Genomic DNA, 18,071 nt, shown 5'->3' on the forward strand with positions numbered 1-18,071 from the left:
ATTACGCACCAGGGGTTCGGCAGGATTCAAGCCGCCGTCAGCTCAGCTTCTCGAGCAGGCTCCGGAGCTCGGCCTGCTCCGCCGCACTCAAGCGACCGAGCCGCGCGCCGAACGCCTCCGACAGCATCGCGAGCCCTTTCGCCGTCACCTTGCGGCCCGCCGGGGTGACCTGCAGCCGGTGCCGCCGCAGGTCCTCGGCGTCAATCTCCCGGCGCAGGAAGCCCGCCGCCTCCAGCCGCTTCACGTACACCGTCACCGTCGGCTTCGGCATGCTCAGCGTCGCCGCCAGCTCGGCCGGGTAGGGGTGCTCCTCCACCTGCGCCAGCACGAACAGCTCCTTCGTGTCCAACCCCAGCCCGGAGATGTCGGGGGAGACACCGGAGATGACCGACATCAGCAGGTTGTAGTTCAGCGACCAGATCTTCGCCGGGTCGATTCTCGACATGAGCCCTTGCGCGGAAATTGGTACAAAATTAAATCAGTTCAAGGCTGAACCAGTTCGGCCTCCCTGAAACGGTAACACATCCCCAGGAGACCCCATGCCTCTCGACCACTACGTCACGCTCGGCCGCTCCGGCCTGCGCGTGAGCCCGCTGTGCCTTGGTGCGATGACGTTCGGTGAAGACCTCGGCTGGGGCACCAGCGTGGAGGAGTCCCAGCACATCATCGACCGGTTCATCGAACTGGGCGGCAACTTCATCGACACCGCGAACTTCTACACGAAGAGCCATTCCGAGAAGATCATCGGTGACCACGTCGGCAAGCACGCTGCCCGGCGCGACCGCCTGGTCATCGCCACGAAGTTCAGCGGCAACCTCTACCCCGGCGACCCGAACGGGGGCGGCTCCGGCCGCAAGTCCATCATCTCGGCGTGCGAGAACTCGCTCCGCCGCCTGCAGACCGACTACATCGACCTCTACTGGCTGCACAACTGGGACAAGCACACGCCCATGGACGAGACGATGGCCGCGCTCGAGGACCTGGTCCGGGCCGGCAAGGTCCGCTACCTCGGCGTCTCCGACACGCCTGCCTGGAAGGTCGTCGAAGCCAACGTCACCGCGCGCTTCCGGGGCTGGTCGGCCTTCATCGGGTTGCAGATTGAGTACTCGCTGCTCGAGCGCAGCGTGGAGCAGGAGCTGGTCCCCATGGCCCTGGAGCACGGGCTCGGCATCACCCCCTGGTCCCCGCTCAAGAGCGGCGCGCTCAGCGGCAAGTACACCCGCAAGAACGCGGGCCAGCTGAAGGGAGACCGGGGCGCCTTCATCGAGCCCTACCTGAACGAGAAGACCTACACCGTCGTCGACGCGCTCGAGGCCATCGCTCGTGCGCACGAGAGCACCCCGGCGCGCGTGGCGCTGGCCTGGGTCATGGCGAAGCCGGGAGTGGGCTCGACCATCATCGGCGCGCGGCGGATCGCGCAGCTCGAGGACAACCTGAAGGCCGCCGACGTGAAGCTCACGGCCGAGGAGATGGGGCGCCTGGATGAGCTCACGAAGCCCGCGTTCGGGTTCCCGCAGAGCATGGAGCCCATGTTCCCCGCCATCCACAACGGCGGGACGACGGTGAACGGAATCCAGATGCCGGCTTCCCCCTTCGGCGTGGAGAAGAACGACAAGGTCTACTGACCGTCGTCACCGGCGAGGCCGGGGCTTCGTGCCCGGCTTTGCCTCCTCGCGCGCGAACGCCTCCACCACGAAGTCCACGAACACTCGGACGCGAGGCGACAGGTGCCGGCGCTCCGGATAGACGACGAACACGTCGGGCCCCGGCGAGTGCACCTCGCCGAGCACGGCCCGCAGCCGTCCGGACGCCAGCGTCTGCGTGGCGACGAACTCCGGGATGCGCGCGATGCCCAGGCCCTCCTGCGCCAACATCAGCAGCGCTTCGTTGTTGTCGGACGCGAAGGGGCCGGGCACGTCCACCTCCTTGCCATCCAGTCGCCACGGGACGCGCTGGCCGCCGCGCAGGTAGGCCAGACACGCGTGGCGCTGGAGGTCCGCCACCTTCCGCGGCGTGCCGTGCCGGCGCAGGTACGCGGGCGAGGCGCAGATGACGGCGCGAGACTCTCCCAGCCGCCGCCGCACGAGCCGCGTGTCCGCGCTCTCCCCCATGCGCAGCCCCACGTCCACGCGCTCCTCCACCAGGTCGATGAAGCGGTCCGTGAGCCCCAGCGCGCACTGAATCTGGGGATACGCGGCGAGGAACGCCGGCAGCCGTGGCACCAGCCAGTGACGGCCCAGGTCCATGGGCGCGGTGACGTGCAGCGGGCCCCGTGGGCCTTTCGACTCGCGCAGTTCGCCCTGCGCCGCCTCCAGCTCCGCCACGATGCGCTGGCCCCGCTCGAAGAGGGACAGCCCCTCCGGTGTCGGCTGGAGCCGCCGCGTGCCTCGCTGGAGGAGCAGCACCCCCAACCGGCCCTCCAGGCGGGCCACCGTCTTGCTGACCGCGGAAGGGGAGACGCCGAGCGCCCGGGCCGCCGCGCTGAAGCTGCCCGTTTCGAGCGTGCGCACGAAGGCGCCCAGCCCTGCGAGCGGCTCCTGGATGAGGGTCATTCGAGAACTCTAGGAACAGGACATGTGCCCGGCAAGCCACTACCCGCCCATGGGGGAACAATGCAGGTTCCCTCCCATTCACGGGAGCGGATCATGAAAGTCTTCGTGTTGGGCGCGACGGGGTACATCGGCGGATCGGTGGCGGCGCGGTTGATGGCGGCGGGGCACCAGGTGGTGGGCACCGCCCGGACGCAGGACAAGGCGAAGGAACTGGAGGCGCGCGGCATCCAGGCGACGGTCGCTTCGTTCGATGACCTGGACGCGCTCGCGCGGCTGGCGAAGGAAGCTGACGCGGTCATCAACGCGGCGTCCGCGGACGAGCGCAAGGTGGTGGAGGCGCTGCTCGCCGCGCTGAAGGGCTCCGGCAAGCACTTCATCCACACCAGCGGCTCCAGCATCGTCGCCACCGACGCGGGCGGCGAGCTGACGGCGGGCGTGCACGACGAGGACACGCCCATCGAGCCCGTCCCGGAGAAGGTGGCGCGCATCTCGTTGGACAAGACGGTGCTGGACGCCGCGAAGGACGGCATCCACACGAACGTCATCTGCCCGTGCCTCATCTACGGCAAGGGCCTGGGGCTGAACCCGGACAGCGTGCAGCTGCCGCCGCTCATCCAGTACGCGCGCGAGACAGGCACGGCGCGCTACATCGGGAAGGGGGAGAACGTCTGGTCCAACGTGCACATCGAGGACCTGGCGGACCTGTACCTCCTGGTGCTGGAGCGCGCGCCGGCCGGCACGTTCTTCTTCGCGGAGAGCGGCGAGGCGAACTTCCGCGACGTGGTGACGGCCATTGGCAAGAGCCTCCACCTGCCCGTGGGCAGCATGCCGCTTCAGGAAGGGGAGAAGCGCTGGGGCGTGGAGCTGGGGCGGCTGGCGCTCGCGTCCAACAGCCGCATCCGCGCGAAGCGGGCCCGCGCGCTGGGCTGGAAGCCGCACCGTCCCTCCGTGTTCGACGTGCTCGCGGAGCTGAAGTAGTCACATGCCCGCGAAGAAGGCCGTGAGCCCGGCGAGGCTCGCGGCCTTCTTCATTCATGCCGGCGTCAGTCCGCCAGCATGAAGCCCACCTTGGCCTTGCGCGCCTGCGCCGGGAAGTTGCGCGCCACCGCGTCCGCCAGGTAGCCGGTGAGGTTGGGGAACACGTAGTCGCGCTCCGCGGCGGTGTTCAGCCCCAGCCACGAGGCCAGCGTCCAGCCGTACTGCTCCACCGTGAGCGTGGGAATCCAGCGGCCGCGCTCGTCCGTGGACCCGTCCAACGAGCCCGACAGGTCCAGGTTGGGGAAGGTGCCGTAGAGCCTCTTGCCCGCCACGCGGTTGCCCAGGACGATGGCGTGGCCACCCCAGGCGTGGTCCGTGCCGCTGTCGCCGTTCTCCAGCAGCGTCCGGTTGAAGTCGCTCATGGTGAAGAGCGTGGCCTGCGGCGCGTTGGAGCCGAACGCGGCCTGGGTCTCCAGCAACGTCACCGACTTCTGGAACGCGTCGAGCGCGAAGTCCAGCTGCTCCAGGAGCTTCGGCTGGTCCACGTCCTGGTTCTGGTGCGTGTCGAAGGAGCCGAAGCCCACGGAGAACACCTGACGCTTGAGGCCCAGGCCCGCGTTGCTCACCGGCATGGCGCCCGCCACCAGGTCGCGCACCACCTGGTAGAGCTGCGTGTGCAGCGTCCACTTCACGGTGTCCTCTGGCGGCAGCGTGGGCACGAAGTAGCCCTCGATGGCGTCGCGGGTGGCCTGCGGCAACTGGGCCCACGCCGCGTCGCGCGCGGCGGCGCGGGCGGCGGAGAAGGTCTGCGCCGTGGTGAACACGCCCGCGTAGGCCGTCTCCAGCACGTTGCCATCCTGCACCGTCATCACGTCCGCCAGCGCCGCCTGCTGGAGCAGGTCGAAGTCCGACGCCGGGGTGTTGACGGTGCGGAACGAGAGCGTGCCATCCGGGGCGACCATCATGGGCTTGCGGTCCACGCCCGCGCAGAAGCGCGGCTTGCCTCCGAACGACGTCACCTCCGGGTAGTCCGGCGGCGTGCTGGTGTTGAGCACGTGGAGCTTGTCCGCCGTGCGGCCACCCCAGCCCGTCACCTTGATGTCGGAGGTGACGGTGCTGGAGCCAGGGTTGGCCAGCGCGCTCGCCCAGGCGTCCTGCTGGTCGCTGTGGGAGAAGAGGTTCTCCGGAACGGTGGTGCCGCCGGCCAGGTAGTCCGCCTTGGTCAGCGGGAGCACCAGCGGGCCCACGTTGCACACGAACGCGGCGCGGCCCGCCTCGAAGTGCGCGCGCAGCTTCGAAAGCGTCTTGGGCAGCGCGAACGAGCCCGCGGCCAGGTCCGTGGGGTTGATGAGGTCCATCTGGTCCGTCTTCAGACCGATGGTGGGACGGGCGGCCAGGTACTTCGCGTAGGCGTTCGTCTCGCGCGGGATGAGGATGTTGTTGCTGTCATTGCCTCCGAGCAGGAAGACACAGACGGCGACGCGGCTGCCGGAGTAGCCACCGATGGTGGCGGCGTGGGCGTTGCCCACCCAGCGGGGAAGGGCGGCCGCGGCGGCCAGGAATCCCAGGCCCTGCGTGGCGCGCCGGAGGAACTGTCGACGGGTCGTGGTCATGGGGTTCACCGCTGGATCTGGAAGGAGGGGGAGAGGAGCGTCAGGTAGAGCGCCAGCTTCTTCTTGCGGATGAGCGTGTTCGCCCGGCTGTCACCCATCGCCGTCAGCAGCTTCTGCTCCAGCTCCGGCGCCATCGTGCCGTGCAGCCAGTAGCGGCCCACGTACGCGACCAGCTCCGGGTTGGTGGACGGCAAGAGGTCGTAGTCCACGGTGATGCCCGCGTTGGCCGCGCTGTTGGCGTAGAGGAACTCGTGCAGGAAGTTGGCGCGGGCCGTGATGGTGGCCGTGTCCAGGATGGCGAACTCCGGGCCCACGAGGCCGTCCGCGCCCGGCAGCGGCGCGTTGGGCGGGTAGAAGCTGAACACGGAGGGCGGACGGCTCACCCACTGGTTCATCGACTTGCTCCAGTTGCTGAGCTTCAGCCCCGGGTCCTTGGTGGCCGTGTCCAGCGTGGGATCCAACCAGCGGACCACGTTGGTGACGAACAGCGCGGGCGAGCGCAGGTGGCCATAGCCGGGCCTGAGCGCCACGGGCGGCTGGGCGCCACGCGCCTCGGTGTCCTCCAGGATGGCGCGCACCACCGCCTGGAGATTGCCGCGCGTCCCGGTGCCGTCGTTCTTGAAGACGTTGGCCACGCGCCGGACGTAGTTGGGCGTCGGGTTGCTCGTGACCAGGTGCTGGATGAGCTGCTTGCTGATGAAGGGCGGGACGTTGGCGTCGTTGAAGACGTTGTTCAGCGCCTGCGTCAGATGCGTGGTGCTGTTCCCGCCCGCCGTGGTGGTGACGCCCCGCAGGAGCGTCTGGCTGCTCGTGTCGTGGTTGTTGTCACAGGGCATCAGCGGGTTCTTGTAGTCGGGCGTATTGTTGGCGGCGCCCTTGGCCGGACACCCCGTGGCGTTCCAGGTCCAGCCGGACAGGGCGTGCGCGAAGGCCTTCACCTGCTCCTCGCTGTACGCGCGCTGCCGGTTGCCGCTGGCGTCCAGCAGCGGGGTGCCGTCGTTGTTCAGCTTGTCCGTGCCCAGCGTGAAGAGCTGGAGCATCTCCCGCGCGTAGTTCTCGTTCGGGTCAATGGGGTTGCCGTTCTTGTCGAAGGCGCGGTTGTTCGCCATGTCCAGGTAGCGGCCCATGGCGGGGTCCTTCGTCACGGCCTCCAGCAGCGTGCGGAAGTTGCCGAAGGCGTGCTGCGACAGCAGGTTCATGTACCCCGCGAGCGCCACCTTGGAGTCCGCGTAGGGCGTCTTCGTGGACTCCGGGATGCCGTTCTGGGAGACGACGAGGATCTGACTGAGCGCGAACGCCACGCGCTGGCGGAGCTGATCCTCCCCCGTCACCGCGCGCTGGAAGAACTGCGAGCCCAGGTCCTGGGCGCTCTCTCCGTCATACGGCGTGGCGGGCTGGAGCGCGAACTGGTCCGTGAGCGACTGGGTGATGCCCACGGACATCACGCGCTCCACGGTGCCCACCGGCGCGGGGGCCACGCCGCGCGCCAGCTTGGGACCGAAGGAGGACTGCTCCAGGAAGCGGATGCTGTTCGCCTCACCGGGCGTCTCCAGGGACTCGGCGGCCTGTTCGGCCCGGCCCAGGACTTCCTGCTGTTCGGGGGGAGGGGACTCTGTTGCGGAGGGCCCTTCAGCCTGTGTGCAGGACGTGGCGCACAGGACGAGGGCCAGGGCGGTGCGACGAAGCATCCGGAACCTCCTGGAGACTGCGGGGGTGATCGACCCCGGAACGCCGGGGCCGCGACGTCGGAAAAGATTCTAAGAGATAGGTAAATTCATTGAAAGCGGCTTTTTCTGGTAGTGCCGGAACCATGGGATGCCGGAGGTTTCCCGGGTGGGTGCTCGGGTCCTGGGGCTCAGGTGGTGTAGAGACAACCGGGTGAGTCGTTCCCTGGTCCCCACGCGCCCCGTCTCCACGGCCGCCTTCCATGGCGTGACGCTGGCCTTCTTCACGGGCTCCGCGGCGTGGCTCGTGCGCGAGTCGCGGGAGCTGGGAGGCCGTCCCGGGATGATGGCGCTGGCCGTGGCGGTGGCCGCGGCGGGACTGGCGCTCGTGGCGCTGGGCGCGCTCGTGGGGCTGCTGCGCGGCGGAAGGCTCCTGGCGCTGCGCTCGCGCGCGGAGATGGGCACCTATGCGCTGGTGCTCGCGACGATGGCCGTGCTGGCGCTGGTGGGTCTGCGGCTCTTCTCGTCGGAGGGCCGGCCCGCGCTCGCCACGTTCTGCCTGGGCGTCGCCGGGTGGCTCGCGGGCGTGGGCCTGCATGGAGTGCCCGCGCTGTTCCTGGGCCCCCCGGGCTTCATCGATTCGCTGGGGCGGCGCACGCCGTTCTCCCGGCTGGAGTGGTTCACGTTCCAGCGGGAGACGGGGGACCTGCCTCGCGTGCGCCTCCAGGCGGGGCACGGGACGCGGCTGCTGCTGGCGGCTCGGCTCGCGAGCTCGGACGAGGACGCGGTGCGGGCCGCGCTCGTCGGTGCGGGCCTTACTTCCCGGCGGCGGTAGCGTCCTTCCACGGGTCTCCGCCCACGCCGAAGGCCTCCAACTGGAACGACTGCGTGCCGGAGACGCGCACCAGGCCCAGCACCGGGACGCTGGGGGACCACTGGGCGGTGATGCCTCCGGCGTACGAGTACTCCGACACCGCCAGCTTCTTGCCGGCGAGGGTCTCCGTCGTCGTCCGCAGCGGGTGGGGCCTCCGCTCGGCGCCCGGTTGGTTGAACGGCGCGGGCGTGTCGTTCGGCGGACGGCCGGGCACTCGCAAACGCATGAGCAGCACGCTCTTCGCGCTGAAGCGCTCGCCCTCCACCAGGAAGTCGAAGCCCACGCGTCCGGTGGCGGGGACGTCGAGCTCGATGAGGACCCAGCGGCCACGCTTGCCCTCGTGGCGTCCCGGACCGCCCAGCTTGATCACGAACTCCGGAGGCCCGTCCGGCGACGTGTTCACGTAGCGCGCCCAGCCGCCTTCACGCACGACGAGCGGCAGGCCGAACAACGCATCCGGTGCGCCGTCCTGCGCCCGCGCGGGCAGGGCCCCCAGGCCCACGAGCAGCAACGCGAGCAGCGTCAGCAGCCGTCCCATGTGTCCCCCGGACTTGTCCGGCGCGGAGCCCCGGACCGATAGTGCTGTTCCCATGCGCCGCCTCCTGTGTCCCGTGTGCACCGCCGTGCTGCTCTCCGCCACGCCGGCCACGTCCGCCGCGCCCGACGCGGGCATCGCTCCCGCCCCGCCCACTACGACGGTGGCCACCTCCGACGCGGGAACGCCCGCCCCCGAGGATCCGCCCATCGCCCCCGAGCGCCTCGCGGAGGCACGCGCCCTGGTGCCGCCGCTGCTGCTCTACGGCCAGCTCCAGCCCGTCGTGGGCACGTGGGTGGAATACACCGTCCGTTCGAAGCAGGTCACCTTCCCCGTGCGCGCCGCCGTCGTGGGCGAGACGCCGCGCGAACGCGACACGCTCTACCAGGTGGAGCTGGACTACCAGACGACGCCCCGCGCCCTCATCATCGCCTGGGTGGCTCGCGCCGGTACCGGCCGCGCCGTGGTGGAGCGGCTGGCCATCACCGTGCCGCCCAACACCCCCGTCGCCATCCCGGTGGACCTGGTCGCGGACCACGCCGCGCTCCGGGGCGCGCCCGTCCGCCAGCGCGACACCGACCTGCGCACCGGCCTCTTCGCTGGCAAGGGACGGGAGCAGACCTTCCGCCTGGCGTCCGGCGAGCAGGTGACCGTGGTGACGGCGGCCACGGTGCCGGTGTTCGGCGTGGAGTCCCTGCGCGACGCGGAGGTCACCTGGACGGCGCGCAAGAGCGGCACCGGAGCCCGTCCCATGTTGGACGTTGTGCCGCTCACGCTGCCCCGGCTGCCTGTGCCCTGAGCCGGGGCCTCAGCCGAAGGGGTAGCCCAGCACGCAGTAGAAGCCGCGGATGTAGATGGTGAGCGCCGCGAACATATCCGGCGCGAACGTGGTGATGGAGACGCCGGTGAGAATGAACACCATCAGCAACACCGTGAACTCCGCCATGGCCTGCCCCCGCGAACGGGGACGCCGCAGCCACCGGTAGCCTCGCGACAACCAGCCATTCATCGATTCGACTCCTGGGGAAGAGGGGCACGTTCCATCACGAACGTGATGAGGGATTCGGGGGGACCGTCCTTGTCGAGCGGCGACAGCGTCAGCGACAGCCGCTCACCGGGGCGCTCGAACTCCAAAAGCTCCACGCCCTTCGCCAGGCGCCCGCCCGAAGGCATGTAGCCGCGAGAGGGCATCTGCGCCCGGTAGAACTCCGCGAGCATCGCGGGCGTGCCATGCGCCACCTGCGTGAGCGTGGTGCTGCCCGCGCTGGCGCCGCCGCTGCCTTCGTCCAGGCGCAGCACCGTCACCACGCCCGGAGGCTGCGGCAGCGACGCGGGCGCCGTCCCCTGCAGGTGGATGCCCTCGGGCGCCTCCACCAGCGAGGGGAACACCAGCGTGCGCGTCGTGGCACCGCCCGCGCGGATGGTGGTGACGGCCACCAGCGCGCCCATCCGCTCGTCGTAGTAGTTCACGGAGCCGCCACCCGAGCCGTCGTCCTGCGTGACGATGTTGCGGCCGCGCAGCCGGAACTCCCGCGCGTAGTACTCCAGCACCTCGCCCGGCGGATGATCCGTGTCGAAGTAGCCCATCTCCATGGGGCTGCCATTGGTCATCAGCCGGCCCATGGGCACCATCACCGCGCCAGGGAAGGACGGCATCACGCGCATCAACTTGCCCACGCCTGCGTCAGGGAACGGCGGCGCCGGGGGCAGGGCGACCTCCGGCTGCGAGGGCGGCTTCGCCGGGAGCGCCGTCGCCGGAGCCGGCGGATCCTTCAACACCACGGCGGTGGCCACGAGCGCGAGCAGTCCGCCCAGGCCCAGCCAGCGCGTGAGCGCGCCCGTGCGGTCCGTCAGTCCACTCATGGGAGGGTGCAGGCGTCGTCGCTGTAGTGGAAGTACGCCGCCGCCGCGGAGGTGGACTTCGTGTAGATGGATTCCGGCGCGTTGGAGATGGTGGCGCCCTGGAAGAAGTTGCCCCGGCACCGGTACGCGCGCATGGGCCAGTTGGCATCCCGGCCGGTGGAGCTGGAGAGGCCACGCTTGGTATTGATGGCGCTGGGCTCGCAGTTGCCGTAGCAGTAGCTCGTGTCGTTGCGCCAGTAGGCGGCCTGGAGCACGTCGCCGGGCACCGTGCGCGTGGGCCGGACCGCGTTGAAGTTGCCCGCGGCCGGCACCTCGCGGATGACCACGGACTGGCGGATGTATTCATCGGAGAAGGGGAAGTCGATCCCCAGCACGCCCAGCACCGACCCGATGGAGTTCAGCGTCCCGCCGCTCACGCCCGCGTAGACGATGTTGCTCGAGCGGTCGTGCGTGAGCTGCTCCACGCGCGGATAGGTCTGCGCGGGATTCTCACCCGGCCCCCAGGCCCTCCACGTGTCGTGGTAGAGGTAGAAGTGCTCCTCGAAGTGGAGGTCCAGCTGATTGCCGTCGAAGCCCGTCGTGTAGAGGGCGATCTCCCGGGGGATGATGCGGTTGACCAGGCGGATCCGCACGTCCGTCTGGACCGCCCCGACGCTGGGGTCGAAGCCCATGTCCTGGGCCAGCTGCGCCGGCGAGCCGCCCAGCGCGCTGACCGCGGCGGCCGCGATGCCCCCCACGCCCGACTGCGCACCCAGGTCGGACATCCCCACCTCTTCGAGCGGCGCCTCCGCGTTCCGGGCCTGGACGTTGATGGTGAGCCCGTTGCGGTAGGCCGTGCCCAGCGTGCCCGTCTTGGTGGAGCCGTCCAGGTCCTGGTAGCGCGTCCTCGCCTCGGCGACGACGGCGTTGAGGTCCTGGCGCACCGTGCGCTCGAAGGCCACGAAGCGCGCCATCTCCGCCATCTTCAGGCGCGCGCGCTGCACCTCCCAGAAGTAGTTCGCCCAGAGGACCAGCACGACGAGCAGCGGCGCCAGCAGCGCCAGCTCCACCGTCGCTGAGCCCCGCGCCGCGCGGCGGCCCGGCCGCGTCAGTAATTGATGCCGTTGAGCAGCCATTCGCTGTCCTCCCAGGCGGGCACCATCCACTTGAGGTGGTCTTCGTCCCAGTGCGTGTTGATGGGCGCCAGGCGCGCGGTCCAGAGCGGGTTGAAGAAGTTGGGCTCCTCCTTCCACGCGTTGGGCCGGTGGTAGATGGCGCGGCCCACCGCCATGGCCATCATGCCGCCCGTGCGCTCGCGGAAGTCCGCCGCGTAGCCGTCCTGCTTGCCGCCCACGTAACGCCAGGTCATGTCCAGGTACGACTCGCGGATGCCCTCTTGGGTGTTCTCTTTGAGGAGTTTGTCGTACTCGCCGCTGCCGCTGCCCGCCATGAACGCGTTCTGGGACAGGTTCTCCATCTCGTAGACCGGCTTGTTGCCGGTGCGGTCCGCGCCCATGTCCTTGCCCAGGACGATGAGGTTGCACGGGTAGCCGAAGTGGTTCTGCCGGGGGGTGACGAAGCTGGTGTCGGACGTGACGAACGGCGTGATGCCCATCCAGGGGTGGTGGTCATCCGTCTTGTTGGAGCCGTATTCCTGGTGGAAGCCGCCCCGGTTGTCCGCCGCCGCCCGGAAGCGCAGCCGGAAAACGTCGCTCCAGCCGAAGATGAAGCAGGTGGGGCGCACCTCGATGCGGATGTCGTCCGACGCGAAGAGCTGATCCTTGCGGTTGTTCTCGAAGTTCTCGTCGAAGCTCTTGATTTGACTGTCCGCCGTCTTGCGGATGCGCAGCTCGCCAATGACGACGCACAGCCGGAACTCCCACCTGCGCCCGATGAGGATGGGCCCCTCGCCCTCGGCCGTCCACCGCCGGCGCACGCCGTTGGCCAGGTTGCCCATGAGCAGGCGGTACTTGGCCATGTTCGGATCCGACAGCTTGTTGCCCGTCACCAGCTTCCCCCGCGTCATCATGCCGGTGGGGTCCACACCCATGGTGGGACTGCTGCTGAAGGGGCCGTCGTCCAGGACGTGCAGGAAGTTCTTGGCGTTGGAGTAGTTGATGTCGGTCGAGTTCTTGAACAACGCGGAGACCGTGGCGGTCTTCGTGAAGGAGTCCCCTGAATTCATGTCCTTGGTGACGACCGCCTTCGGGTCGGTCGTCTCGATGACGTTCCCGTGCCCCTTGGAGGTGTAGAGGTCGAAGAGGGTGCCCGTCAGCATCGCCTCCTGGGCCAGCCACAGCGCGATGTTGAGCGCTGTCAGCACCGGGATGAGTAATCGGGAGACGGTCTCCACCGTCACCTTCCACGTTTTTATCGCCGTGGAGACGGCGGCGAAGACGGCGCCGATGCCTGGGATGTATTGCAGGTACTTGGCCGCCACGCCGATGGTGCGGTCCAGGTACACCGCGTGGCTCACGTAGGACATCACCGTGAGCATCGCGGAGTAGTGCACGATCATCGCGCGGTTGGTGTACGCGAGGAAGTTGTAGGCCCGCGCCTCCTTCACCGCCAGCGAGTACGCCTGCGCGTCCGCGGCGTCCTGCAGCTTGATCTTCTCGTACACGCCCTGGCCGATGTTCACCGACACCATGACGGTGACGGCCAGCACCAGCATGACCACCACCCCCAGCACCATGGCCTGTCCGCGCTCGTCGCGCCGCAGCCTCCGCAGAATCCGAAACATCGAGGGGGTCCTTCTGGCCGGCGCCGGGGGAGACGCTAGCCGTCCACGGCGCACGCGTTGGGGCCGTGCGAGCCGCTGTTGAGGAGGTTGGACTGCATGCGCATCGAATAGGTCGCGACGACGGGGATGGCGAAGACGTTGCTGTCCGCGAGCGCGCGGATCTTCTTGTGGTCCGGGCTCTGGCCCGCGCCCGCGTCCTCCAGGTGGTCCGTGAGGCTGCCGCCGTTCACCTTCTGGGTGGTGAAGTTGACGCCCCGCATGGCCAGGCCGTTCAGCGCCTCGCGGCCCATGTAGAACGCGTGCAGCTGCCAGTTCGCGAACGGGATGCGCATCTCATAGAAGTAGGTGATGCGCACCGTGAGGAGGTTGGCCTCGATGACCTGCGCATTGCGGATGTCGTCGTAGTCCACCTCCAGGCCCTGCATGTGTGAGCCGTAGGAGGCGAAGAGGGTGGGCAGCTGGCTGCGCCGGGGGTTGGTCACCTCCACCCGCACGCGCTCCAGGTCCACCTGCTGGAAGCGCTGGTTCTGGGCGGCCTGGCTTCCGACTGTGTACGCGTCATGGACCTTCGCCACGTTGATGAGCGTGTCCACCCGGCCCTTGCCGCCGGAGCTGGGGGGGCCCAGGGTGGGCAGGACCGCCGCGTAGGCGGCCTTCTTCATGATCTCGCAGTCGCCGCTGTTGACGATGCCCGCGCGCGCCGCCCGGTACGCGGCGTACTCCGTCATCAGCCGCGCGTGGTGGAGCGTCCCCAGCTGGAGGATGCCCAGGATGAGGAACACCATCACCGGGATGACCAGCGCGGACTCCACGAGCACCTGGCCCGACTCACCGGGATGGGTTGAAAGGGACCTTTTCATGGGACGTCCAATCTTCACACGGCGTGTTACCGGGATGCCAGTCGGCGGCCCTTCGGTCGCCCGCCAGCCTCCCCCATGAAACAGGGCCCTATCCAATACACGACGTAAAAAGACGGTATCGGGCACGTGGCCGCGCCGTGCCGCGGGACGCCACCCGGCGGGTGGAGGCGAAAGCTACCGGGAGCGCCGCGCGGGCTTCGAGGCGTGCACCAGCGAGGCGACGAGGGTTCGCGCCAGCGCCTCCGCCGGTGAGCCCTGGAACCCGGAGCAGGTGAGCTTGAGGCTGATGATGCCGTGCAGCCCCGCCCAGAAGACCTCCGCCAGCTGCTCCGCGGGAGTGGCCTCCGGGGCCCGGCCGGCTGCCTTCAGGTCCTCGAAGGCCCTCACCAGCAGTGCGAAGGACCGGGGGCCCTCGCCGTGCTGCTTGTCCTGGAAGAGCTCCGCGGACAGCTTGGGGTCCTCCATGAAGATGAGGCGGTAGGTCTCCGGGTGCTTCAGGCCAAAGGCCACGTAGGCCTCCGCCATGCGTGACAGCCGCTCCACGGGCTCCTTCACGGTGGCCGGCGGCTCCAGCGCCGCGAGCAGCTCCTGGAAGCCGCGCACGCACAGCTCCCGCGCGATGGCGTCGCGGTTCTCGAAGTGCAGGTAGAGCGTCGCGGGCGCGTACTCCACCGCGTCCGCCAGCTTGCGCATGGAGAGGGCCCCGAACCCCTCCTTCATCACCATGTCGCGAGCCACCCGCAGGATGTTCTCCCGCAGCTCCGCCCGCTGTCGCTCCTTGCGCTCCGTGATGCCCATGTCACGAGGGTAGGCCTTGACGGAACGAACGGACAGCAATAAATGAACGGTGTTCACCGAACGGTGTTTATAAAAAGTTCGACCGTTCAATTTTCCGGGAGAGCGACATGGAAACGGTGGCGTTGTTCGGCGCCTCGGGCGTCATCGGTCAGTCCGTGGCGCGGGCGCTCCAGGCGCAGGGGCGGGCCTACCGGGTGGTGGGGCGCTCGGAGGGCAGCCTGCGCAGGGAGTTCGGCGCGGATCCGCGAGCGGAGGTGGTGACGTGGAATCCGGAGGACCCGGCCTCCATCCGGGCCGCGGCGCGGGGCGTGCGGACCCTCATCTACATGGTGGGGGTGAACTACTGGCAGTTCCACCTGCACCCGGAGTTGATGCGCCGCACGTTGGACGCGGCCATCGCGGAGGGCGTGGAGCGGGTGGTGCTCATCGGCACGGTCTATCCCTACGGCCTGCCGCGCACCGCGACGGTGACGGAGTCCCATCCGCGCGAGCCGAACTCCTACAAGGGCCGCATGCGCAAGGCGCAGGAGGACCTGCTGCTGGAGGCGGACGCCGCGGGGAAGATCAAGGGCACCATCCTCCGGCTGCCGGACTTCTACGGGCCGGGCGTGGAGCGCAGCTTCCTGTACCGGGCCTTCGTCGCGGCGAACCAGGGCAAGCGCGCGCCGCTCATCGGGCCGCTGGACACGCCGCATGAGTTCGTCTTCGTGAACGACGTGGGCCCCATCGTCACCGCGCTGATGGACGAGCCGCGCGCGTACGGCCGCTTCTGGAACCTGGCGGGCGCGGGCGCCACCACGCAGCGCGAGATGGTGAAGGAGATGTTCGCGCAGACGGGCCACGCGCCGAAGACGATGGCCATGGGGAAGGGGATGGTCCGGCTGGCGGGCCTCTTCGATCCCTTCATGCGCGAGCTGGTGGAGATGTACTACCTGCTCACGAACCCCGTGCTGATGGACGACTCCGCGCTGCGCGGCCTCTTGGGCACGGTGCAGAAGACGCCTTACGCGGAAGGCATCCGCCAGACGCTCGCGGCGCTGCGCCGCGAGCAGGAGGCGAAGGCAGGTCCGGCCCGGGTCGCCGCGACGACCTGAGCCGGAGCGCTCACGCGGGGCGGGGCGCCGGAGGACGCGTGGGGCCCAGGCCGCGCTCCCGCGTGCGTTCGTTCGCCAGCCGCTGCCGGTGGCCCGCGAGCAGGTCGCTGCGGGTGAGGATGCCCACGACCTGCTGGGGCTGCACGCGGGAGACGACGGGTAGGCGGCCCACGCCCTCGTCCATCATCAGGTCCGCCGCCTCGCGCAGGGAGCTGTCCTCGAAGACGACCGCGGGCGGCCGCTTCACCACGTCTCGCAGCCGCCGGCCTTCGCTCGCGAGGCCATCCAGCAGGTCCCTGCGCGTGACGACGCCCACGAGCGTCCCTTCCCGGGACACGACGGGGAAGCCCTGGTGTTTGGAGCCCGAGGCGTCGGACGCAAGCCACGTGCGCACCTCTTCCAGGAGCATGTCCGCCTGCAGCGTCACCACGAGCTTGAGGCCGTGGTCGCGCACGAGCGCCGTCCCCAGCGCGTCCGCGCCCAGCTCCGTGGGGATGCGGGCGCCTCGGCGGGCCAGCTTCTCCGTCATGATGGAGTGCCGCATGAGCAGCGCGGACACCAGGTAGGACGCCGCGCAGCCGGCGAGCAGCGGCAAGAGGCCCAGCGGCTGCCGCGTGGTTTCAAAGGCGAACACCACCGACGCGAGCAGCGCGCGTGACGCCCCCGCGAAGAGGGCGGCCATGCCCACCAGCGCCGCGACGCGCACGTCCACGCCCAGGCTGGGGAACAGCTGCGTGGCCAGCAACCCCAGGCCGGAGCCCAGGCCGCCGCCCAGCGTGAAGATGGGCGCCAGCGTTCCTCCGGAAGTGCCGCTCCCCAGCGCGACGGACCAGGAGATGAACTTGAGCGCGCAGAAGACGAGCATCGCCGTCCCCACGAAGCGGCCGGACAGGATGTCCTCGATGTTGGTGTAGCCCACGCCCAGCGTGCGCGGGGACACGAAGCCCACCACGCCCACGACGATGGCGCCCAGCGCGGGCCACCACATCCAGTGGATGGGCAGCTTCTCGAACATGTCCTCCAGCCAGTACACCGCGCGCGTGCACGCCACGGAGGCTGCGCCGATGAAGAGGCCCATCACGCCGTAGAACGCGAGCGCGCTGCCGGACGGAGTCGTCAGGTCCGGGATGGCGAACGCGGGCGCGCCGCCCATGAAGGCGATGCGCACGCCGGTGGCGGTGGCGGTGGCCAGGGCCACGGGGATGACGGAGCGGGGCTTGAACTCGAACAGCAGCAGCTCCACGGCCAGGAGCACGGCGGACACCGGCGCGCCGAACGTGGCGGCCATGCCCGCGGCGGCGCCCGCGGCGAGCAGCGCCTTGCGCTCGTCCGCGGTGACGTGGAGCACCTGTCCCAGCAGCGAGCCCAGCGCGCCACCCGTGGCGATGATGGGCCCCTCCGCGCCGAACGGGCCGCCCGTGCCGATGGCGATCGCCGCCGACAGGGGCTTGAGCAGCGTCATGCGGGGCGGGATGCGGCTCTGGTTGAACAGCACCTGCTCCATGGCCTCCGGGATGCCGTGGCCCCGGATGGCCCGCGAGCCGTAGCGCGCCATCAACCCCACGATGATGGCGCCCGCCACGGGCACCAGGATGACCCAGCCGCCCAGCGTGTTGTCTCCGGGCGACACCGGCTGCACGGACAGGCGCCCGAAGAAGGCCAGGTTGGTGACGAAGTGGATGAGGGAGCCCAGCCCCTGCGCCACCAGGCCCGCGAGGACCGCGAGCACCACCGCCATGCCGCTGATGAGCACGGTGCGGGAGTCCACCGACACGGAGACGGGAGGGGTGCGCAGGCTGGCGAGCGCGGGGCCCATCGACGGGGCCACGGGGAGGCTGGAACGCGCCTCCGCGCCCTCGCCCAGGCCCTCTTCGATGCGTTCCCCATCAGGTTTCTTCATCGGTGTGCTCCTGTGTCTTTCCGCGCCGCGAAGGGCGCGCGTTTTCTTCCTCGAAGAAGAGCGGGGCCACGTCCCCGTCGAGCCCCAGGGCGCGCACCCATGCGTCCAGCCCCTGGACCAGTCCCGCGCGCACGTCGGGCTTCATCCCGCGCAGCCCGGAGATGAGCCGGGCCTGGGCCATGGGCGGCGCCTTGCGGATGAGCGCGCGGCCCTTGGGCTCCAGCGCCACCTCCACGCGGCGGCCGTCCTCGTCGGAGCGGCGGCGGCTCACCAGCCCCTGCTCAATGAGCCTGGTGACGACGACGGACACGCTGCTCTGGTGCGTGAGCGTGCGCTCCGCGAGCGTATTGATGGAGCAGGGCCCGCTCTCCGCCAGTTCCTGGAGGATGAAGAGTTGGGCGCCGCTGATACCGACCAGCCGTTCGGAAGCGCGAGCGGAGACTCGCAGCAGCCGTACCAGCCGCCGCACGCCGTCCATGGCCGCGCGCACCTCTCCGGATACCTCCGGGGGTGGTGGCGGCCGATTTGTATGGGAGCCCATATAACTGCCCGCAACCTACGGAGCAGGGGAGGCGGACACAAGCGAAAGTGCGGGGGTGCCTGGCTGCCTGGGGGCTG

At 69.6% G+C, this 18,071-nt stretch carries 18 protein-coding genes; 5 read left to right on the forward strand and 13 right to left on the reverse strand.

Annotation, left to right across the window (positions count from 1 at the left end; translation table 11 throughout):
• Positions 1–37: 37 nt before the first annotated feature.
• Complete coding sequence (locus D7Y15_RS10355; RefSeq protein ID WP_169819815.1) at positions 38–445, reverse strand: MarR family winged helix-turn-helix transcriptional regulator; 408 nt, start codon at positions 443–445, stop codon at positions 38–40.
• 94 nt (positions 446–539) lie between these two features.
• Between D7Y15_RS10355 and D7Y15_RS10360 the strand changes: the two genes are divergently transcribed.
• Positions 540–1,625 (forward strand): aldo/keto reductase, encoded by a 1,086-nt coding sequence (locus D7Y15_RS10360; protein WP_120579202.1) that lies wholly within the window; start codon positions 540–542, stop codon positions 1,623–1,625.
• Positions 1,626–1,631: 6 nt separating this feature from the next.
• Here D7Y15_RS10360 and D7Y15_RS10365 read toward each other — a convergent pair whose 3' ends face one another.
• Positions 1,632–2,552 carry a LysR family transcriptional regulator gene (locus D7Y15_RS10365; RefSeq protein ID WP_121752449.1) on the reverse strand — a complete coding sequence of 307 codons (921 nt, stop codon included), beginning with the start codon at positions 2,550–2,552 and terminating at the stop codon, positions 1,632–1,634.
• A gap of 93 nt (positions 2,553–2,645) precedes the next feature.
• Between D7Y15_RS10365 and D7Y15_RS10370 the strand changes: the two genes are divergently transcribed.
• The gene (locus D7Y15_RS10370) at positions 2,646–3,530 is read left to right on the forward strand and encodes an NAD-dependent epimerase/dehydratase family protein (protein ID WP_120579200.1); all 885 of its coding nucleotides are present in this window, start codon (positions 2,646–2,648) and stop codon (positions 3,528–3,530) included.
• A 65-nt stretch (positions 3,531–3,595) separates the two neighbouring features.
• On the opposite strand, the gene D7Y15_RS10375 is transcribed toward D7Y15_RS10370, so the two are convergent.
• Together D7Y15_RS10375 and D7Y15_RS10380 are read right to left on the reverse strand one after the other, a co-directional pair.
• Positions 3,596–5,143: a DUF1501 domain-containing protein gene (locus D7Y15_RS10375; RefSeq protein WP_121752450.1), complete on the reverse strand. Its 1,548-nt coding sequence runs from the start codon at positions 5,141–5,143 to the stop codon at positions 3,596–3,598.
• 5 nt (positions 5,144–5,148) lie between these two features.
• Positions 5,149–6,831 carry a DUF1800 family protein gene (locus D7Y15_RS10380; protein ID WP_121752451.1) on the reverse strand — a complete coding sequence of 561 codons (1,683 nt, stop codon included), beginning with the start codon at positions 6,829–6,831 and terminating at the stop codon, positions 5,149–5,151.
• Positions 6,832–7,021: 190 nt separating this feature from the next.
• Here D7Y15_RS10380 and D7Y15_RS10385 point away from each other — a divergent pair, with 190 nt between their 5' ends.
• The gene (locus D7Y15_RS10385) at positions 7,022–7,642 is read left to right on the forward strand and encodes a hypothetical protein (protein WP_233604882.1); all 621 of its coding nucleotides are present in this window, start codon (positions 7,022–7,024) and stop codon (positions 7,640–7,642) included.
• Here the strand turns inward: D7Y15_RS10385 and D7Y15_RS10390 are convergent.
• The gene (locus D7Y15_RS10390; RefSeq protein WP_233604883.1) at positions 7,623–8,273 is read right to left on the reverse strand and encodes a hypothetical protein; all 651 of its coding nucleotides are present in this window, start codon (positions 8,271–8,273) and stop codon (positions 7,623–7,625) included. The genes D7Y15_RS10385 and D7Y15_RS10390 overlap by 20 nt on opposite strands.
• On the opposite strand from D7Y15_RS10390, the gene D7Y15_RS10395 reads away from it, so the two are divergent.
• On the forward strand, positions 8,272–9,015 hold the full coding sequence (locus D7Y15_RS10395; protein ID WP_121752453.1) for a hypothetical protein: 744 nt from the start codon (positions 8,272–8,274) through the stop codon (positions 9,013–9,015). The two genes, D7Y15_RS10390 and D7Y15_RS10395, sit on opposite strands and share 2 nt — an antisense overlap.
• Positions 9,016–9,024: 9 nt before the next feature.
• On the opposite strand, the gene D7Y15_RS10400 is transcribed toward D7Y15_RS10395, so the two are convergent.
• From D7Y15_RS10400 to D7Y15_RS10425, 6 genes are all read right to left on the reverse strand, one after another.
• The gene (locus tag D7Y15_RS10400) at positions 9,025–9,225 is read right to left on the reverse strand and encodes a hypothetical protein (protein WP_120580979.1); all 201 of its coding nucleotides are present in this window, start codon (positions 9,223–9,225) and stop codon (positions 9,025–9,027) included.
• Entirely contained in the window at positions 9,222–10,079 is an 858-nt protein-coding gene (locus D7Y15_RS10405) for a hypothetical protein (RefSeq protein ID WP_120580980.1), read from the reverse strand. Before D7Y15_RS10405 ends, D7Y15_RS10400 begins: the two co-directional genes overlap by 4 nt.
• Positions 10,076–11,194, reverse strand: a complete 1,119-nt coding sequence (locus tag D7Y15_RS10410) for a pilus assembly protein (RefSeq protein WP_233604884.1) — start codon at positions 11,192–11,194, stop codon at positions 10,076–10,078. The genes D7Y15_RS10405 and D7Y15_RS10410 overlap by 4 nt, the downstream gene beginning before the upstream one ends.
• The gene (locus tag D7Y15_RS10415) at positions 11,167–12,801 is read right to left on the reverse strand and encodes a pilus assembly protein (RefSeq protein ID WP_120580982.1); all 1,635 of its coding nucleotides are present in this window, start codon (positions 12,799–12,801) and stop codon (positions 11,167–11,169) included. Before D7Y15_RS10415 ends, D7Y15_RS10410 begins: the two co-directional genes overlap by 28 nt.
• Positions 12,802–12,836: 35 nt before the next feature.
• A complete protein-coding gene (locus D7Y15_RS10420; RefSeq protein ID WP_121752455.1) occupies positions 12,837–13,661 on the reverse strand; it encodes a TadE family protein in 825 nt (274 codons plus the stop codon).
• A gap of 174 nt (positions 13,662–13,835) precedes the next feature.
• Positions 13,836–14,459, reverse strand: coding sequence for a TetR/AcrR family transcriptional regulator (locus tag D7Y15_RS10425; RefSeq protein WP_199745911.1), 624 nt, complete (start codon positions 14,457–14,459; stop codon positions 13,836–13,838).
• A 107-nt stretch (positions 14,460–14,566) separates the two neighbouring features.
• On the opposite strand from D7Y15_RS10425, the gene D7Y15_RS10430 reads away from it, so the two are divergent.
• Entirely contained in the window at positions 14,567–15,553 is a 987-nt protein-coding gene (locus D7Y15_RS10430; protein ID WP_121752457.1) for an NAD-dependent epimerase/dehydratase family protein, read from the forward strand.
• A 10-nt stretch (positions 15,554–15,563) separates the two neighbouring features.
• Here the strand turns inward: D7Y15_RS10430 and D7Y15_RS10435 are convergent, their stop codons facing one another.
• Both D7Y15_RS10435 and D7Y15_RS10440 read right to left on the reverse strand, forming a co-directional pair.
• The gene (locus D7Y15_RS10435; protein ID WP_121752458.1) at positions 15,564–17,453 is read right to left on the reverse strand and encodes a chloride channel protein; all 1,890 of its coding nucleotides are present in this window, start codon (positions 17,451–17,453) and stop codon (positions 15,564–15,566) included.
• Positions 17,440–17,943, reverse strand: coding sequence for a MarR family winged helix-turn-helix transcriptional regulator (locus D7Y15_RS10440; RefSeq protein WP_233597469.1), 504 nt, complete (start codon positions 17,941–17,943; stop codon positions 17,440–17,442). The genes D7Y15_RS10435 and D7Y15_RS10440 overlap by 14 nt, the downstream gene beginning before the upstream one ends.
• Positions 17,944–18,071 lie beyond the last annotated feature (128 nt).

Origin of the sequence: Corallococcus sp. AB030, from assembly GCF_003668965.1 — a bacterium.
Classification (GTDB): Bacteria; Myxococcota; Myxococcia; order Myxococcales; family Myxococcaceae; genus Corallococcus; species Corallococcus exiguus.